This window comes from Pseudomonas sp. YNh (genome assembly GCF_037993085.1).
GTDB lineage: Bacteria > Pseudomonadota > Gammaproteobacteria > Pseudomonadales > Pseudomonadaceae > Aquipseudomonas > Aquipseudomonas putida.
Window position 1 is genome coordinate 1 of record NZ_JBBMRJ010000054.1, and the last position, 16,473, is coordinate 16,473.

Genomic DNA, 16,473 nt, shown 5'->3' on the forward strand with positions numbered 1-16,473 from the left:
ACTCGAACCCGCGACCCCCGGCGTGACAGGCCGGTATTCTAACCGACTGAACTACCGCTGCGCTATACATCGAGTGGTGGGTGATGACGGGATCGAACCGCCGACCCTCTGCTTGTAAGGCAGATGCTCTCCCGGCTGAGCTAATCACCCTTCGTCTCGGTGTGGCGCGCATTCTACGGACGACCCCGCACCCTGGCAAGCACTTTTTAAACTTTTTTCAAAAAAAACTTCATTCCTTTCAAAGGCCTAGCGTTGCCGGGTGTTTCTTTCACGCATAAGCCACTGCTGGCCCTCTGACAGGGTTGGCCTCAGAGCTCCGCTCGGAGAATAATGCCCGCCTTATGCATTAAGGAGAGTTACCCCTCATGTGGTTCAAGAACCTGCTGACCTACCGCCTGACCCAGGAAGTCCCGTTCGAGCCTGAAGCGCTGGAAGCCGCACTGGCCAGCAAGCCGGCCCGCCCCTGCGCCAGCCAGGAGCTGACCACCTACGGTTTCGTCGCGCCGTTCGGCAAAGGCGAAGACGCTCCCCTGGTGCATGTCAGCGGCGAGTTCCTGCTGATTGCCGCACGCAAGGAAGAACGCATCCTGCCGAGCAGCGTGGTCAACGACGCGGTCAAGGAAAAGGTCGAAGAGATCGAGACCGAGCAGATGCGCAAGGTCTATAAAAAAGAACGCGACCAGATCAAGGACGAGATCATCCAGGCTTTCCTGCCGCGTGCGTTCATCCGCCGCTCGATGATCTTCGCCGCCATCGCCCCGCGCCTGGGTGTGATCCTGGTCAACTCGGCCAGCGCCAAGCGCGCCGAAGACCTGCTGTCGACCCTGCGTGAAGTGATGGGCTCGCTGCCGGTGCGCCCGGCCACGGTGAAGATTGCGCCAACCGCCACCATGACCGACTGGGTCAAGTCGCAGCAAACCGCCGAAGGCTTCTATGTACTGGACGAGTGCGAACTGCGTGACACCGCCGAAGACGGCGGTATCGTGCGCTGCAAGCGCCAGGACCTGACCGGCGAGGAAATCCAGTTGCACCTGAGCACTGGCAAGGTGGTAACCCAGCTTGCCCTGGCCTGGCAGGACAAGCTGTCGTTCATTCTGGACGACAAGATGGTGATCAAGCGCCTGAAGTTCGAAGAGCTGCTGCAGGAGCAGGCCGAGCAGGACGGTGGCGATGAGGCTGCGCAGCAGTTCGATGCCAGCTTCCTGCTGATGATGATGACCTTTACCGAGTTCCTGCCGGTGTTGTTCGAGGCGCTGGGTGGGGAGGAGATTCCGCAAGGGGTCTGATGTGTCTTGAGATGCCAGTGCAGGCCTGAAGGCCATTTTGCCTGCACCGGCCCTGCTGCCGGCAAGCCAGCTCCCACAGGTACGCCACGGTTTTCAGAACCTGTGGCGTACCTGTGGGAGCTGGCTTGCCGGCGACAGGGCCCTGGAAATTCACAAAGCTATCAGTAGAAAAGGAATTGCCCCATGCGTGCCCTCGCCGCCTTAAGCCGCTTCGTCGGCAATACCTTCGCCCTGTGGGTGCTGGTGTTTGCCGTGCTGGCCTTTTTGCTACCGCAATGGTTCATCGCCCTGAAGGTCGCCATCGTGCCGCTGCTTGGGCTGGTGATGTTCGGCATGGGCCTCACCCTCAAACTCGACGACTTCGCCGCCCTCGCCCGCCAGCCCTGGCGGGTGATGCTGGGGGTGGTCGCGCACTTCGTGATCATGCCGGGCATGGCCTGGCTGCTGTGCCAGCTGTTCCACCTGCCGCCGGAAATTGCCGTGGGCGTGATCCTGGTCGGCTGCTGCCCGAGCGGCACCGCCTCGAACGTGATGGTCTGGCTGTCGCGTGGTGACCTGGCGCTGGCCGTGGCGATTGCTGCAGTCACCACGCTGCTGGCACCACTGCTGACCCCGGCGCTGATCTGGTTCCTGGCGTCGGCCTGGTTGCCGGTGTCCTTCATGGATATGTTCTGGTCGATCCTGCAGCTGGTGATGCTGCCGATCGTGCTCGGCGTGCTGGCCCAGCGCCTGCTCGGTGCCCGGGTGCAGGCGGCGGTGCAGGTACTGCCGCTGGTGTCGGTGGTGAGCATCGTGATGATCGTGTGCGCGGTGGTGGCGGCCAGCCAGGCGAAGATCGCCGAATCGGGGCTGTTGATCATGGCGGTGGTGATGCTGCACAACAGCTTTGGTTATTTGCTGGGGTACCTGACCGGCAAGCTGTGCAAGTTGCCGCTGGCCCAACGCAAGTCGCTGGCGCTGGAGGTGGGGATGCAGAACTCCGGGCTGGGGGCGGCGCTGGCGGCGGCGCACTTTTCGCCATTGGCGGCAGTGCCCAGTGCGTTGTTCAGTGTTTGGCACAATATTTCCGGGGCACTGCTGTCGACCTGGTTCCGGCGGATGGATGAGCCTGCGGTTGAACCTGAAGAAGCGGAACCGGCCGGGCACTGATGGTGCCTGTGCTGGACTCTTCGCGGGTAAACCCGCACCCACAGGGATCAGCACAGACTTGCCCTGAAGGCTGCAGATAGGCACCATATTGCCCACTGTGAGGACGGCCTCACGACGCACCGCGTGACCATTCCGGGGACGGCCCCATCATTCAAACGATGGAGACACACTCATGTCCTGGATCATCCTGTTCTTCGCCGGCCTGTTCGAGGTCGGCTGGGCCGTAGGCCTTAAATACACCGACGGCTTCAGCAAACCGATCCCCACCGTACTCACGGTCGGCGCCATGGTCATAAGCCTGGGCCTGCTGGGCCTGGCCATGAAAGAACTGCCGCTGGGCACCGCCTATGCCATCTGGACGGGTGTTGGCGCAGTCGGCACAGTCATCGCCGGGATCATCCTGTTCGGCGAGTCCATGGCCCTGGTGCGGCTGGTCAGTGTGGCGCTGATCATCTGCGGCCTGGTCGGCCTGAAAGTCAGCGCCAGCTAACCCACTCCCCTATCGCAGGTCACCGCGCAGGCGGCTGACCTGCTCGCGCAACAGCTCAGGCTGCGCTGCCTCCACCGGGATGGCGGCGCCCGCCACGATGGTTACCCGCGACCACAGGCGCTTGAAGAAGCCCTTGGCCGGGTCGCGGCTGAAGAAGCTGCCCCACAGCCCTTGCAAAGCCAGCGGAATCACCGGCACCGGTGTTTCTTCGAGGATGCGGTTGACGCCACCCTTGAACACATCGATCTCACCATCGCCAGTCAACTTGCCCTCCGGGAAGATGCATACCAGCTCTCCATCGGCCAGGTACTTGGCAATGCGTGCGAACGCACGTTCGTACGTGGCGGGGTCTTCGTTGCGACCGGCAATCGGGATGGCGCCTGCGGTGCGGAACACGAAGTTGAGCATTGGCAGGTTGTAGATCTTGTAATACATCACAAAGCGGATTGGCCGGCGGATTGCTCCTCCCAGCAGCAATGCATCAACGAACGACACGTGGTTGCACACCAGCAGCGCCGCGCCTTCGTCGGGGATGCGCTCAAGGTCGCGGTGCTGCACGCGGTACATCGAATGGCTGAGCAGCCAGATCAGGAAGCGCATGGTGAATTCGGGCACGATCCTGAAGATGTAGGCGTTGACCGCGATATTTAGCAGCGACACCACCAGGAACAGCTGCGGGATGCTCAGCTCGGCAAGCCCCATGAGGATGATGGTAAGCACCGCCGACACCACCATGAACAAGGCATTGAGGATGTTGTTGGCCGCAATCACCCGGGCGCGCTGGTCTTCGGCCGTGCGTGCCTGAATCAGCGCATACAGCGGCACAATGTAGAAGCCACCGAACACGCCAAGGCCCACGATCGACAGCAGGATCCACCAGGCCTGGCCTATGCCCAGCAGCGCCAGCCAGTCGTGCGGCGCAGCTGCAGCCGGTACATCGCCGGAGTGCCACCACCACAGCAGGCCGAACAGGGTCAGGCCGAACGAGCCGAACGGCACCAGGCCGATCTCTACCTTGCGCCCGCTAAGCCTCTCGCACAGCAACGACCCCAGGGCAATGCCCACCGAGAACAGCGTCAGCACCAGGGTGACCACCGTGCCATCGCCGTGCAGCCAGTCCTTGGCGTAGGCCGGGATCTGCGTGAGGTAGATGGCACCGACAAACCAGAACCACGAGTTACCCACGATCGAGCGCGATACGGCGGGCGGCTGCCCCAGGCCCATGCGCAGGATCGCCCACGACTGCCTGAAGATGTTCCAGTCCAGCGGCATGCTCGGCGAGGCGGCCGCGGCCCGCGGGATCCAGCGGCTGGCCAGGTAGCCGAGCACAGCAGTGCCGACCACGCCGCCGGCCACCACCGTGGCATAGCTGTCGGCCGACATCATCACGCCGGCGCCGATGGTGCCGGCCAGGATGGCGAGGAAGGTGCCGGTTTCCACCAGCCCGTTACCGCCGACCAGTTCCTCCTCGCGCAGGGCCTGCGGCAGGATCGAGTACTTCACCGGGCCGAACAGCGCCGAGTGGGTACCCATGCCGAACAGCGCCACCAGCATCAGCGCCAGGTGGTTGGTGATGAAGCCAAGCGCACCGATTGCCATGATGACGATCTCGGCCAGCTTGATCGCACGGATCAGCGCGTCCTTGGCGAACTTCTCGCCAAACTGCCCGCCCAGCGCCGAAAACAGAAAGAACGGCAGGATGAACAGCAAGGCGCACAGGTTGACCCAGATCGAACGGTCACCGTCGCCCAGGCTGAGCTTGAACAGGATCGCCAGGATCAGCGATTGCTTGAACAGGTTGTCGTTGAAGGCACCCAGCGACTGGGTGATGAAAAACGGCAGGAAGCGCCGCTTGCCGAGCAATGTGAATTGCGAGGAGTGACTCATCGTCCTTGGTCCTGAAGGCTTTTCAATTGGAGGCGCGCCGGGCACGTCAGGCCACAAATCTGCATGGGAAATGCCTTGGCTGGCAAGCCTACACGCTTTTTGCAGAAGCAGCCGAGGCGCTCCTGCAGGTGCCCTATGTGGCTTATGCTTGTGCTCGGCAAACCAGAACAACAAGGACGTGGTAATGCTCGCCGCCCTGAAACGCTACCCGCACACCGTACGCCTGCTACTGCTGACCACCTTCACCCTCACGGTCGCCCGCGCCCTTACCCTGCCCTACCTGGTGGTGTACCTGGCCGACAACTTCCAGCTGCCGATCAGCCAGATCGGCCTGCTGATAGGTGGCGCGCTGATCATCGCTTCGCTGCTGAGCCTGTATGGCGGCCACCTGGTCGACACCTTGCGCAACCACACGCTGGTCAGCGCCAGCACCCTGCTGTTCGCCCTGGCCTTCATCGCCGCGGTCGTCAGTGAATCGGCGCTGTTGTTCTTTTTGTGCCTGGTGCTGATCAACCTGGCGCTTGCAGTGGTCGACATCGCCGCCAAGGCAGGCTTCTGTGCCTTGCTGCCAGTGGAAGAGCGGGCCGAGGTGTTCGCCATCAAGTACACCCTCAGCAACGTCGGCTACGCCGCAGGCCCGCTGCTGGGGGTCGCCATGCTGGAACTGGACGACCACATGCCGTTCATCGCCTCGGCCCTGCTTGGCCTGGGCATGTGCCTGGCCTACTGGCGCCTTGGCGACCGTGACCTGCAGGCGAGCGCACCGGACAAGCCTGCGGCCGGCTTCGGCCAGGTGGCGCTGGGGCTGGCGCGTGACCGCCGGCTGGTGTATTTCACCCTGGGCGGGGTGCTGAGCGCGGTGGTGTTCGGCCAGTTCACCGCCTACCTGTCGCAGTACCTGGTGGTAACCAGCAGCCCGACGGAAGCGGCGCGGCTGGTCGGCTACCTGGTCACCACCAACGCGGTGACGGTGATTGCCCTGCAGTACCTGATTGGCCGACGCATCAGTCGTCAGCACCTGATGCCCTGGTTGCTGGCCGGCATGGCCCTGTTCATCGCAGGGCTGCTGGGCTTTTCGTTGGCAGGCTCGGTGCTGGCCTGGTGCCTGGCGATGCTGGTGTTCACCCTGGGCGAGATCATCGTGATCCCTGCCGAATACATGTTCATCGACCTGATCGCCCCGGAGCACTTGCGCGGGGTGTATTACGGCGCGCAGAACCTGTCCAACCTGGGGGCGGCGCTGGGGCCGGTGATGGTGGGGTTTGCCCTGGTGCACCTGTGGCCGGGGGCAATCTTCTACCTGCTGGTGTTGTCGGTGTTGCTGGCGGGGGTGTTTTATGGGTTGGGCACCCGAAAAAATTGATGTTTTGTTTCAGATCAATCGCGAGCAAGCTCTCGCCTACAACCATCGTCTGCGCTGACGAAGCGGCGCCTGCGTGCCAGACTGGTTGATCGGGACCGCGTTATATTTTTTGCTTCGGAGTCTTCATGTCGTTGTCCAGCGGGCTGATCGCCGTGGTCGCCCTGGCCTATATGGCCGTCATGTTCGCCATCGCCTTCTATGGTGACCGCCGCAGCACGCCGTTGCCGCCGAAACTGCGCGCCTGGGTGTACAGTTTGTCGCTGGCCGTTTACTGCACCAGCTGGACCTTCTTCGGCGCCGTCGGCCAGGCCGCCGAACAGCTCTGGGCATTCCTGCCGATCTACCTGGGCCCGGTGCTGCTGATGGTCTTCGCGCCCTGGGTGCTGCAGAAGATGGTGCTGATCAGCAAACAGCAGAACATCACCTCAATCGCCGACTTCATCGCCGCACGCTACGGCAAGTCGCAAACCCTGGCGGTGGTGGTGGCGCTGATTTGCCTGGTCGGTGTGCTGCCGTACATCGCCCTGCAGCTCAAAGGCATCGTGCTGGGCGTCAACCTGCTGATCGGGGCCAACGCCGACGCCACTGGCACCCGCGTGCAGGACACCGCGCTGGTGGTGTCACTGGTGCTGGCACTGTTTGCCATCGTGTTCGGCACCCGCAGCCTGGACGTGACCGAACACCACCGGGGCATGGTATTGGCGATTGCCTTCGAATCGCTGATCAAGTTGCTGGCCTTCCTGGCCGTGGGCATTTTCGTCGTATTCAACCTGTATGACGGCTTTGACGACCTGTTCAGCCAGGCTCGCCAGTCGATCCACTTGCAGGACTATTGGCAAGAGACCATCAACTGGCCGTCGATGGTGGTGCAAACCGCTGTGGCGATGATGGCGATCATCTGCCTGCCGCGACAGTTTCACGTCACCGTGGTGGAGAACATCGAGCCCCAGGACATGCGCCTGGCGCGCTGGGTGTTCCCGATGTACCTGGCGCTGGCCGCGCTGTTCGTGGTGCCGATTGCCCTGGCCGGGCAGATGCTGCTGCCGGGCACGGTGATCTCCGACTCGTTCGTCATCAGCCTGCCACTGGCCGAGGCGCACCCGAGCCTGGCCCTGCTGGCATTCATTGGCGGCGCATCGGCAGCCACCGGCATGGTCATCGTCGAAGCGGTGGCGCTGTCGACCATGGTGTCCAACGACATGCTGCTGCCCTGGCTGCTGCGGCGCAACAACGCCGAGCGGCCGTTCGAGGCGTTCCGCCACTGGATGCTCTCGGTACGCCGGGTAACCATCGTGGTGATCCTGCTGCTGGCCTACGTCAGCTACCGCCTGCTGGGCTCCACCGCCAGCCTGGCAACCATCGGCCAGATCGCCTTCGCCGCCGTCACCCAGCTCACCCCGGCCATGCTCGGCGCGCTGTACTGGAAGCAGGCCAACCGCCGCGGCGTGTTCGCCGGCCTGGCGGCAGGTATCTTCCTGTGGTTCTACACCTTGGTCCTGCCGATTGCCGCGCACAGCCTGGGCTGGTCACTGCAGCTGTTCCCAGGGCTGGCTTGGCTGCATGGCAACCCGCTGGGCCTGCCGATCAGCCCGCTGACCCAAGGGGTGGTGCTGTCGCTGGCAGGCAACTTCACCCTGTTCGCCTGGGTTTCGGTATTGTCGCGCACACGGGTTTCCGAACACTGGCAGGCCGGCCGCTTCATCGGCCAGCAGACCAGCGCCCGCCCCAGCAGCAAGCCACTGCTGGCGGTGCAGATCGACGACCTGCTGACCCTGGCCTCGCGTTTTGTCGGTGAGGAACGCGCCCGGCAGAGCTTCATCCGCTTTGCCTACCGCCAGGGCAAGGGCTTCAACCCCAACCAGAATGCCGACGGCGACTGGATCGAACACACCGAACGCCTGCTGGCCGGGGTGCTCGGGACCTCGTCGACCCGCGCCGTGGTCAAGGCCGCCATCGAAGGCCGCGACATGCAGCTGGAAGACGTGGTACGCATTGCCGACGAAGCCAGCGAGGTGCTGCAGTTCAACCGCGCGCTGCTGCAAGGCGCCATCGAGAACATCAACCAGGGCATCAGCGTGGTCGACCAGAACCTGCACCTGGTGGCCTGGAACCGTCGCTACCTGGAGCTGTTCAACTACCCCGACGGGCTGATCAGCGTGGGCCGGCCGATTGCCGACATCATCCGCTACAACGCCGAGCGCGGCCTGTGCGGCCCGGGCGAAGCGCAGGTGCATGTGGCGCGGCGCCTGCACTGGATGCGCCAAGGCCGCGCGCATTCTTCCGAACGGCTATTCCCCAATGGCCGGGTGATCGAGCTGATCGGCAACCCGATGCCGGGTGGCGGCTTCGTCATGAGTTTCACCGACATCACCCCGTTCCGCGAGGCCGAGCAGGCCCTGCGCGATGCCAACGAAGGACTGGAACAACGGGTGGCCGAGCGCACCCGCGAACTGTCGCAACTGAACCAGGCGTTGTCCGAAGCCAAGAGCCAGGCCGAAGCGGTCAGCAAGTCCAAGACCCGCTTCCTGGCTGCGGTCAGCCACGACCTGATGCAACCCCTGAACGCCGCCCGGCTGTTCTCCGCCGCCCTGTCGCAGCAAGCGGAGGGCATGAACGAAGAGGCCCAGCAGTTGGTGCAGCACATGGACAGCTCGCTACGTTCGGCCGAAGAACTGATCAGCGACCTGCTGGACATCTCGCGCCTGGAAAACGGCAAGATCACCCCAGACGCCAAGCCCTTCGCCCTCAACGAACTGTTCGACACGCTGGGTGCCGAGTTCAAGGTGCTGGCGGCCGAGAAAAACCTGGAGTTCCGCCTGCGTGGCAGCCGCCTGCGGGTGGACAGCGACATGAAGCTGTTGCGCCGGGTACTGCAGAACTTCCTCACCAATGCCCTGCGCTACGGCAAGAGCCCGATCCTGCTGGGCGCGCGCCGCCAGGGCGAGCGCCTGTGGCTGGAGGTGTGGGACCGTGGCCCGGGCATCGCCGACGACAAGCTGCAAGTGATCTTCCAGGAGTTCAAGCGCCTGGACAGTCACCAGACACGCGCCGAGAAAGGCCTGGGCCTGGGTCTGGCAATTGCCGACGGCCTGTGCCGGGTGCTGGGGCACCCGCTGGAAGTGCGGTCGTGGCCGGGCAAAGGCACGGTGTTCCGCGTCAGCGTGCCGATTGCCCGCCAGGCCGCCCCGGCGCCAAGCGCCCCCGCTGAACAACAGGGCGGCCAGCCGCTGGCCGGGCTGCAAGTGCTGTGCGTGGACAACGAAGACAGCATCCTGATTGGCATGAACAGCCTGCTCAGCCGCTGGGGCTGCCAGGTATGGACCGCGCGCAACCAGGCGGAATGCGAAGCCCTGCTGGCCAAGGGCATGCGCCCGCATCTGGCACTGGTCGACTACCACCTGGATGACGGTGAGACCGGCACCGGGCTGATGGGCTGGCTACGTGCACGCCTGGGTGAACCGGTGCCAGGCGTGGTGATCAGCGCCGACGGCAGCAAGGAAACCATCGCCATGGTGCATGCGGCAGGCCTGGATTACCTGGCCAAACCGGTCAAGCCAGCAGCCTTGCGCGCCATGCTCAATCGCCATCTGAGCCAGGTTCAGTAACTGCGGGGTCCGGCACCTCATCGGACAGCGCCCGCTCCAGCAAGTCTGCCGGCAGGCTCTTGCTGGCGCGGGCGCCCAGCAGCTTCAGCTGCTCGCTGCGGCTGACCAGGTTGCCGCGCCCTTCGCACAGCTTGTTACGGGCAGCGGCATAAGCCTTGTCCACCTGTTGCAGGCGGCTGCCCAGCTCGTCCAGGTCCTGGATGAACAGCACGAACTTGTCGTAGAGCCAGCCGGCGCGCTCGGCAATTTCCCGGGCGTTCTGGCCCTGGCGCTCCTGTTTCCACAGGCTGTCGATCACCCGCAGGGTAGCCAGCAGGGTGGTAGGGCTGACGATCACGATATGCCGGTCGAAGGCTTCCTGGAACAGATTCGGCTCAGCCTGCAGGGCTGCCGAGAAGGCCGCTTCGATGGGCACGAACAGCAGCACGAAATCCAGGCTGTGCAGGCCTTCGAGGCGGTTGTAGTCCTTGCTCGACAAGCCTTTGACGTGGCTGCGCAGCGACTGCACGTGCTGTTTGAGCGCGGCCTCGTCGTTGTTGGCGACAAACTGCTGGTACGCCGTAAGGCTGACCTTGGCGTCCACCACCACCTGTTTGTCGCCGGGCAGCATGATCAGCACGTCGGGCTGGAAACGCTCGCCGTCAGCGCTCTTGAGGCTGACCTGGGTCTGGTATTCGCGGCCTTTTTCCAGGCCAGCATGTTCCAACACCCGCTCGAGGATCAGCTCGCCCCAGTTGCCCTGGGTTTTTTGGCCTTTGAGGGCCTGGGTCAGGTTGGTGGCTTCGTCGGACAGGCGCAGGTTGAGCTGTTGCAGGCGCTCAAGCTCTTTGCCCAGGGAAAAGCGTTCGCGGGCTTCCTGCTGATAGCTTTCTTCGACGCGTTTTTCGAAGGACTGGATACGCTCCTTGAGCGGGTCGAGCAACTGGCCCAAGTGCTGCTGGCTGGTCTGGGCGAAGCGTTGCTCGCGCTCGTCGAAGATCTTGGTGGCCATGTCGGCGAACTGGGCGCGCAGGGTGTCGCGGGCTTCCTGCAGGTCTTCCAGGCGCTGCTGATGGCTTTCTTGCTGCTCACGCAGTTCAGCCTCCAGGCGCGCACCCTGAGACTCCAGACGACGCAGCTCGGCTTCACGGTTGGCGCGCTCCAGGCTCCAGGCGTGGGCAGCGTCACGGGCGTTGTCGCGGTCGATCTGCAGCAGTTCCAGTTCACGGCCCTGGGCGGCCAGTTGGGCCTGCTTGACAGTGTTGGCTTCGCTGAGGTCGCTGACTTCGTCGCGGCTGGCCTCAAGCTGCGCCTGCAGGCCGGCCTGGGCCAGCAGGGCTGCGTTGAGGCGCTCTTCGAGCAAGGCCTGCTCGCCTTGCCGTGCGCCCTGCCGGCGCTGCACCTGCATGACCCAAAAAAGACAGGGTAAAGCACCTGCCACCAAGCCCAGCAGAATGCTGGCCAGATCCACTGTCATGCTTACCCCGATCACGCTGATGCAAATTGAGTGCAGCTTATCAGCCTGAGGCTTGTCGGAGCATTACTTCGCCTGGTCCGGATCGTTTTGCTGGCACAGCCGCGCATACTCCAGCTGTGCCCGCCGGTCACCGGCGCGGGCTGCCTGGCGCAGCAGTTCGTGGCCAATACGCCGGTCACGGGCGTTGCCACAATCGCGGCACAGCATCTGCCCCAAGCGGCTCTGTGCCACCACCACGCCCTGACGCGCCGGCTGCTTGAGCAGGCGCCCGGCCAGGTGCTTGACCTGGGGCTTGTCGCCCAGGCGCGGGCTATCGAGCAGCCACAAGGCCACTTTCAAGGAAAAGCGCTCGGAAGGAGGCGTCGATGCTGCAGGGCTGGCGAGGTGTTTACCGCGAAACTTCATGAGCAACAGGTTTGGCAACTCGAAAGGCGCGCCACTCTACTCTTTTTTTTTCGCTGTGAACTGTCGATTTATGGAGAATTGAAAAAATATTTCAATGATCTTTTCTTGACGTTTTCGAGTGGATGACCAACCGGTCTGTCGGGGCATGTCGATTGTCGGACAGTTCACCGCACTGCTGGCACGCCCGTTCTAGAGCAAGCGCCCGGGACAATCCACAGTTCCTGTGGATAACTCGGTGGACAACCCCCTTGCACACCCCGCAAAGCCCCGTGAATTGGGGCTTTGTCTCAAACTGACGATTTTTTCACCAGCTGAAAATAGTGTTTTTTTTCATTGACTTAACCGCCTAGTCAAGGCATTGGCGAGGCCGTTGCAGCCTGTTGCCGGCCTGTTACAACCCTTGCCCCGAATGTGAACAAGTGCACCATGATCCGTCATTTGAGTGCACGAAATGGGCACATCCGCCCGTGTGCGGGCTATTTGCCCCCTCTTCACAGCGGTACAAATACGCGCCATACTGCTCGGCTCACCTTAGCAAACGTAGTGCTTGCCAAGCGCCGGTATTTCCGGTAAGGTGCGCCTCGTTAGTACCAAGCTGAAAGTCAATTCGGGCCACAACATCCTTGCAGACCCACTTCCCCAAGAGTGCGCTGCTGAAGCAGGATTGCCCATTCGATGATTCACTCGCCAGCCTCAGGCTGCTCAAGCACGAATCACGTGACAGATTGATCAGGATTCCACCCGACGGCCTAGAACCTTGGCCCCGACGTGCTGCCTGCCTTCCGAAGTACCTACCAGTCAGCCCAAGCGCCCACTTTTGATTGCGCTCTCTCTGGCTGCTTTGTTCCAGTCAGGTTCGTTCGTCCCTTAATAAAGGCGTCACTGGAACGTTTCTATCATGCACGGATCATATCTCCCGTGTTTAAAGCAGGAACCTCCAACAATATGCAAACTCATCATCAGATTCAGGCTGCCATTGGCACCCTCTCCCAGGCCTTCTCGCCGTTGAAGTGCCTTATCGTTGCCCCACGCAAGGGCAGCTTCAGCTTCACCCTGGTAGACGAACACGGCGTCGCCTGCCACACCGAGCGCCTGTACCATGAACAGTACAGCCGCAATGAACCGCTGCAGGCGGTCATCGCCCGGACTCGCCAATCGCTCACCGCGTGAGTGGCGAATACCGGGGCATTCAAGCGCTGAATCATCCCATCGCAAGCCTGCCTGAACGTTCTTGGCGTAATTGCCTACGGGCATATAGCCCGGTACGTCAGGCAGCAATCGATTTAAAAACAGCTCTTTACACCACGATTATCACACTACACTTCAACTCGAGCGGTGCTTGCCGCTTCCGGCGGGCCTGATCATTCACCAGCTGCCAAGCTCCAGCGCCCGTCCGGCCCTTAATTGCTCGAGGGCATCATGGGTATTGCGGCGAATGAATTGTGTCAGTATGTGATCCGACCCACCCTGGTCTACCTGAACCGTCACTGTGCCAGCGCGGAAGCCCTGCTATTGGGCATTGCCGCCAGCCAGTCGGCGCTCGGGTCCGCCTTGCATGACCGACGCGGGCACGGCCTTTACCGCATTGGCGAACACCGTCACCAAGCGCTCTGGGATGATTACCTGGCCCGCGACCCCGACCTGGCCAGCCTTGTGCGCGGCCTGGCAAGCCAGCACGCCTTCCTCGGCGGCCCGCACCTGGAACTCACCGTAAACCTGCGCTATTCCACAGCGATTGCCTGGATGCTCATTGAGGAGCAGGCCACGCCACTGCCTGCCGCTGACGACCTGTTGGCATTGGCACGGATATGGCGTCAGATTTTCCACCCCCAAGGTCGCTTGCGGGACTTCACGCATGCCTGGCAGACCTGCATAGATCAGAGATTGCGACAGGTATCTTAAGAATCGTCCTACAGCATTACCGGGAAAAAGGGAATTTTGGTCGGATTGTCCTACAAAACCGCTCTATCTTCTGCGATTGAGGCTATGGCGCGGTGCGTGATTTGTTGGTAGCTTTTCGCCCCGGAGATCCCAAGGAGTTTTCTAATAATGAAAAAAGTAATGCTCAAAACCTCCCTCGCCGTCGCTGTTGCCGTGGCATCCAGCCAAGTGTTCGCTGCAGGCTTCGCCCTGAACGAACAAAGCATCAGCAGCATGGGGACAGGTTTCGCGGGACGTTCTTCTTCTGCCGAAGATGCCAGCACCGTGTTTGGCAACCCGGCCGGCATGTCTCGCCTCAAACGCGAACAATTCACCGTGGGCGGCGCTGCCGTCATCGCCAAGTCCGACATCTCGGGCCGGGGCAGCAACCTCGGGGGTGAAACCGATGGTGACATGGTGCCTCTCGTTGGTGTCCCCATGGGTTACTACGTCAAGCCGATCGACGACCACTGGAGCGTCGGCTTCGGTGTCTATGTACCGTTTGGTCTGGTAACCGACTACGGCAGCGATGATGCCGCACGCTACTGGGGCAAGAAGAGCCACGTCGAGGTAGTCACGTTCCAGCCAACCGTCAGCTACGCCTTCAATGACAAGGTCTCGATCGGTTTCGGCCCTACCATCAACCGCATCAAGGGTGAACTGGGTTCGAGCCTGATCAACCCGTTCACCCCCGGCCGCAACGATGGCGAAGTGAAAATCAAGGGCGACGATACCGCCGTTGGTTACAACATCGGCATCCTGGTACAGGCTACCGACAGCACCCGCCTCGGTCTGACCTACCACTCGATGGTCGACTACAAGCTCGAGGGCAAGACCCGCGTCAGCACCCCGCTGATCGGGCCGTTCAACGGCAACAAATTCGACGCCTCGCTGAAGATCAAGACGCCGGAATCGGTCGACTTCTCGGTTACCCACGAACTCGACGACCAGTGGACCCTGTATGCAGGCAGCACCTGGACCCGCTGGAGCCGCCTGAAAGACATCACCGTGCAGAACGATGTCCCGGCGCCATTGGCAGGTTCGGCGTTCCAGACCATCACCGAAGAACAGAACTGGCATGACACCTGGGCCCACGCCATTGGTGCGTCGTACAAGGTCAACAAGGAGTGGGTGCTGCGCACCGGTTTCACCGTCGACCAGTCGCCGACCAACAACCATGACCGTTCACCACGTATCCCGACGGGCGACCGCAAGGTGTTCAGCCTGGGTGCCGGCTGGAGCCCGACCGACGATATGACCATCGACGTGGCCTATTCCTACCTGTGGGAAGAAGACACCAAGGTCAATCAGGTGAGCGCGACCAAGGGCAGCTACCAGGCCAAGTACGAAAACAGCGCTCACGGTATCGGTGCATCCCTCACCTACCGCTTCTGATTCGTACGTACCCCATTAAAAACCGCCCTCGTGGCGGTTTTTTCATGCCTGCACCTGCCAACTGTCCCCCAGGCACTCACGCAGGTAGTCCATGAACACACGCACTTTCGCGGTCATGGCGAAACGGTCGGCCAGGCACAGGTAGATGTCCATTGGTTCGGTCTGGGCGTAGGCCTGGCCACTGTCGCTGTACTCGAACAACGGCACCAGCGCACCGCTGGCGAGGTGCGGTCGCACCATGAACTCGGCCAGGCGGGTGATACCGCCATCGTGCAGCGCCATCTGGGTCAGGGCGTCGATGTCGTCGCTGATCAGTACACTGCCGAACTCCGCCTCAAAACGCAGCCCATCGCGCATGAAACCCCAGCGCAGAAACCGCCCATCCACCGGGTAACGGAACACCAGGCAACGGTGATCGCGCAATGCCTCGGGCGTACCCGGCACCCCAGCGCTTTGCAAGTACCCGGGCGAGGCACAGCAAATGAACGGGATCCGAGCGATATGCCTGGCCAACAGCTGGTCTTCCAGCTGCGGGGCAATACGCAGGCTGACGTCGACGTCTTCACGTGCATGGTTGACCCGACGATCAGTCGTTACCAACTCTATCGAAAGCAGTGGATAGCGGGCATTGAAGGCGGGTATCAGTGGCGCTAGCACGTGGCGGCCAAACGCGGATGTAGAGGCGATGCAAAGCCGCCCTTGGGGTTCACTGTCTGGCGTAGTGATGGCCTGCTCAGCCAGGGCCAGGTCACGTTCGATATGCCTGACACGCTCGTAGTAGTGCGTACCCGCCGGCGTCAGCGCCATGCTGCGGGTGGTACGGCTGAGCAGGCGCACCTGCAGATGGCCCTCCAGGCGTGCCAGGTTCTGGCTGACCGCTGCCGGGCTAAGGCCCAGGGTACGGGCGCCGCCGGCGATGCTGCCGGCCTCGACCACCTTGATGAAGCTGCGGATGGCGTTGAGCAGGTCCATGCGAGAGCTCTTGCATTCGTAAGAATCTCTTTATAAAGAACTCAGCGAGGCTGGTCTACAGCTGCGGCTGAGGGGATTGTTAACCTGCGCGTCCACTCACCTTTCAGGAGTTCACATGAGCAACCTGTCCCAGTCGCGCAGCCGACGCAAATTGCACCCGGGCGCTACGCCCTACGTTTTTGCCTTTTTCATGTCGTCAATCATGGCGCTGCTAATGTGCTTCGTGATCACCGCGGCGAATGCCGGGGTTACTGCGCAGTACCTGAGCAATGTGCTGAAGGCCTATCAATTGGCGATGCCAGTGGCGTTCGTTTGCGTGTTGATGGTCAGGCCGGTGGTGGTGCGGTTGGTGGCGATTACGGTGCATGCGAAATGAAATAATCCGATGCCGAGCCACGCCATCGGCTCCGGCTCCGGCTCCGGCTCCGGCTCCGGCTCCGGCTCCGGCTCCGGCTCTTGATCTTGATCTTGATCTTGATCTTGATCTTGATCTTGATCTTGATCTTGATCTTCGCGACTTCAGGAGGCCGAACGCAGGCCTTGCG

13 protein-coding genes, 1 tRNA gene and 1 pseudogene are annotated in these 16,473 nt (G+C 62.2%); 9 read left to right on the top strand and 6 right to left on the bottom strand.

Annotated features, from left to right (window positions below; translation table 11 throughout):
* Nucleotides 1–74: 74 nt before the first annotated feature.
* Nucleotides 75–150: transfer RNA gene (locus WF331_RS28425), tRNA-Val, on the bottom strand.
* A gap of 215 nt (nt 151–365) precedes the next feature.
* Here WF331_RS28425 and rdgC point away from each other — a divergent pair.
* From rdgC to sugE, 3 genes are all read left to right on the top strand, one after another.
* A complete protein-coding gene (rdgC, locus tag WF331_RS28430) occupies nt 366–1,286 on the top strand; it encodes a recombination-associated protein RdgC (RefSeq protein ID WP_016501075.1) in 921 nt (306 codons plus the stop codon).
* 183 nt (nt 1,287–1,469) lie between these two features.
* The gene (locus WF331_RS28435; RefSeq protein ID WP_016501076.1) at nt 1,470–2,435 is read left to right on the top strand and encodes a bile acid:sodium symporter family protein; all 966 of its coding nucleotides are present in this window, start codon (nt 1,470–1,472) and stop codon (nt 2,433–2,435) included.
* A 172-nt stretch (nt 2,436–2,607) separates the two neighbouring features.
* Nucleotides 2,608–2,925 carry a quaternary ammonium compound efflux SMR transporter SugE gene (gene sugE, locus WF331_RS28440; RefSeq protein WP_016501077.1) on the top strand — a complete coding sequence of 106 codons (318 nt, stop codon included), beginning with the start codon at nt 2,608–2,610 and terminating at the stop codon, nt 2,923–2,925.
* A gap of 9 nt (nt 2,926–2,934) precedes the next feature.
* Here sugE and WF331_RS28445 read toward each other — a convergent pair whose 3' ends face one another.
* The gene (locus WF331_RS28445) at nt 2,935–4,812 is read right to left on the bottom strand and encodes an MFS transporter (RefSeq protein ID WP_340623533.1); all 1,878 of its coding nucleotides are present in this window, start codon (nt 4,810–4,812) and stop codon (nt 2,935–2,937) included.
* 184 nt (nt 4,813–4,996) lie between these two features.
* Here WF331_RS28445 and WF331_RS28450 point away from each other — a divergent pair, with 184 nt between their 5' ends.
* Both WF331_RS28450 and WF331_RS28455 read left to right on the top strand, forming a co-directional pair.
* Nucleotides 4,997–6,175, top strand: a complete 1,179-nt coding sequence (locus WF331_RS28450; protein ID WP_016501079.1) for an MFS transporter — start codon at nt 4,997–4,999, stop codon at nt 6,173–6,175.
* Nucleotides 6,176–6,300: 125 nt separating this feature from the next.
* Nucleotides 6,301–9,780 (top strand): hybrid sensor histidine kinase/response regulator, encoded by a 3,480-nt coding sequence (locus tag WF331_RS28455; protein WP_016501080.1) that lies wholly within the window; start codon nt 6,301–6,303, stop codon nt 9,778–9,780.
* Here the strand turns inward: WF331_RS28455 and rmuC are convergent.
* Together rmuC and WF331_RS28465 are read right to left on the bottom strand one after the other, a co-directional pair.
* The gene (gene rmuC, locus WF331_RS28460) at nt 9,752–11,122 is read right to left on the bottom strand and encodes a DNA recombination protein RmuC (RefSeq protein ID WP_162471786.1); all 1,371 of its coding nucleotides are present in this window, start codon (nt 11,120–11,122) and stop codon (nt 9,752–9,754) included. The two genes, WF331_RS28455 and rmuC, sit on opposite strands and share 29 nt — an antisense overlap.
* Nucleotides 11,123–11,302: 180 nt before the next feature.
* A pseudogene (locus tag WF331_RS28465) lies at nt 11,303–11,641 on the bottom strand (sel1 repeat family protein); the annotation flags it as partial.
* Between the two features lie 945 nt (nt 11,642–12,586).
* Between WF331_RS28465 and WF331_RS28470 the strand changes: the two are divergent.
* From WF331_RS28470 to WF331_RS28480, 3 genes are all read left to right on the top strand, one after another.
* A complete protein-coding gene (locus tag WF331_RS28470; RefSeq protein ID WP_016501083.1) occupies nt 12,587–12,811 on the top strand; it encodes a hypothetical protein in 225 nt (74 codons plus the stop codon).
* Nucleotides 12,812–13,060: 249 nt separating this feature from the next.
* Nucleotides 13,061–13,543, top strand: coding sequence for a hypothetical protein (locus tag WF331_RS28475; protein ID WP_016501084.1), 483 nt, complete (start codon nt 13,061–13,063; stop codon nt 13,541–13,543).
* 147 nt (nt 13,544–13,690) lie between these two features.
* The gene (locus tag WF331_RS28480; RefSeq protein ID WP_016501085.1) at nt 13,691–14,956 is read left to right on the top strand and encodes an OmpP1/FadL family transporter; all 1,266 of its coding nucleotides are present in this window, start codon (nt 13,691–13,693) and stop codon (nt 14,954–14,956) included.
* Nucleotides 14,957–14,998: 42 nt separating this feature from the next.
* On the opposite strand, the gene WF331_RS28485 is transcribed toward WF331_RS28480, so the two are convergent.
* Complete coding sequence (locus tag WF331_RS28485; protein WP_016501086.1) at nt 14,999–15,928, bottom strand: LysR family transcriptional regulator; 930 nt, start codon at nt 15,926–15,928, stop codon at nt 14,999–15,001.
* Between the two features lie 115 nt (nt 15,929–16,043).
* On the opposite strand from WF331_RS28485, the gene WF331_RS28490 reads away from it, so the two are divergent.
* Complete coding sequence (locus WF331_RS28490) at nt 16,044–16,304, top strand: DUF2798 domain-containing protein (protein ID WP_016485290.1); 261 nt, start codon at nt 16,044–16,046, stop codon at nt 16,302–16,304.
* Here the strand turns inward: WF331_RS28490 and WF331_RS28495 are convergent.
* The coding region (locus WF331_RS28495) for a hypothetical protein (protein ID WP_340623534.1) at nt 16,285–16,473 on the bottom strand (189 nt) is incomplete at its 5' end. The genes WF331_RS28490 and WF331_RS28495 overlap by 20 nt on opposite strands.

Bases quoted from the DNA above. Each gene is read 5' to 3' on its own strand.
- WF331_RS28475 (WP_016501084.1), top strand. From the start codon at position 13,061: ATGGGTATTGCGGCGAATGAATTGTGTCAGTATGTGATCCGACCCACC.
- WF331_RS28455 (WP_016501080.1), top strand. From the start codon at position 6,301: ATGTCGTTGTCCAGCGGGCTGATCGCCGTGGTCGCCCTGGCCTATATG.
- WF331_RS28480 (WP_016501085.1), top strand. From the start codon at position 13,691: ATGAAAAAAGTAATGCTCAAAACCTCCCTCGCCGTCGCTGTTGCCGTG.
- rdgC (WP_016501075.1), top strand. From the start codon at position 366: ATGTGGTTCAAGAACCTGCTGACCTACCGCCTGACCCAGGAAGTCCCG.
- WF331_RS28470 (WP_016501083.1), top strand. From the start codon at position 12,587: ATGCAAACTCATCATCAGATTCAGGCTGCCATTGGCACCCTCTCCCAG.
- WF331_RS28490 (WP_016485290.1), top strand. From the start codon at position 16,044: ATGAGCAACCTGTCCCAGTCGCGCAGCCGACGCAAATTGCACCCGGGC.
- WF331_RS28435 (WP_016501076.1), top strand. From the start codon at position 1,470: ATGCGTGCCCTCGCCGCCTTAAGCCGCTTCGTCGGCAATACCTTCGCC.
- WF331_RS28445 (WP_340623533.1), bottom strand. From the start codon at position 4,812: ATGAGTCACTCCTCGCAATTCACATTGCTCGGCAAGCGGCGCTTCCTG.
- WF331_RS28485 (WP_016501086.1), bottom strand. From the start codon at position 15,928: ATGGACCTGCTCAACGCCATCCGCAGCTTCATCAAGGTGGTCGAGGCC.
- WF331_RS28450 (WP_016501079.1), top strand. From the start codon at position 4,997: ATGCTCGCCGCCCTGAAACGCTACCCGCACACCGTACGCCTGCTACTG.
- sugE (WP_016501077.1), top strand. From the start codon at position 2,608: ATGTCCTGGATCATCCTGTTCTTCGCCGGCCTGTTCGAGGTCGGCTGG.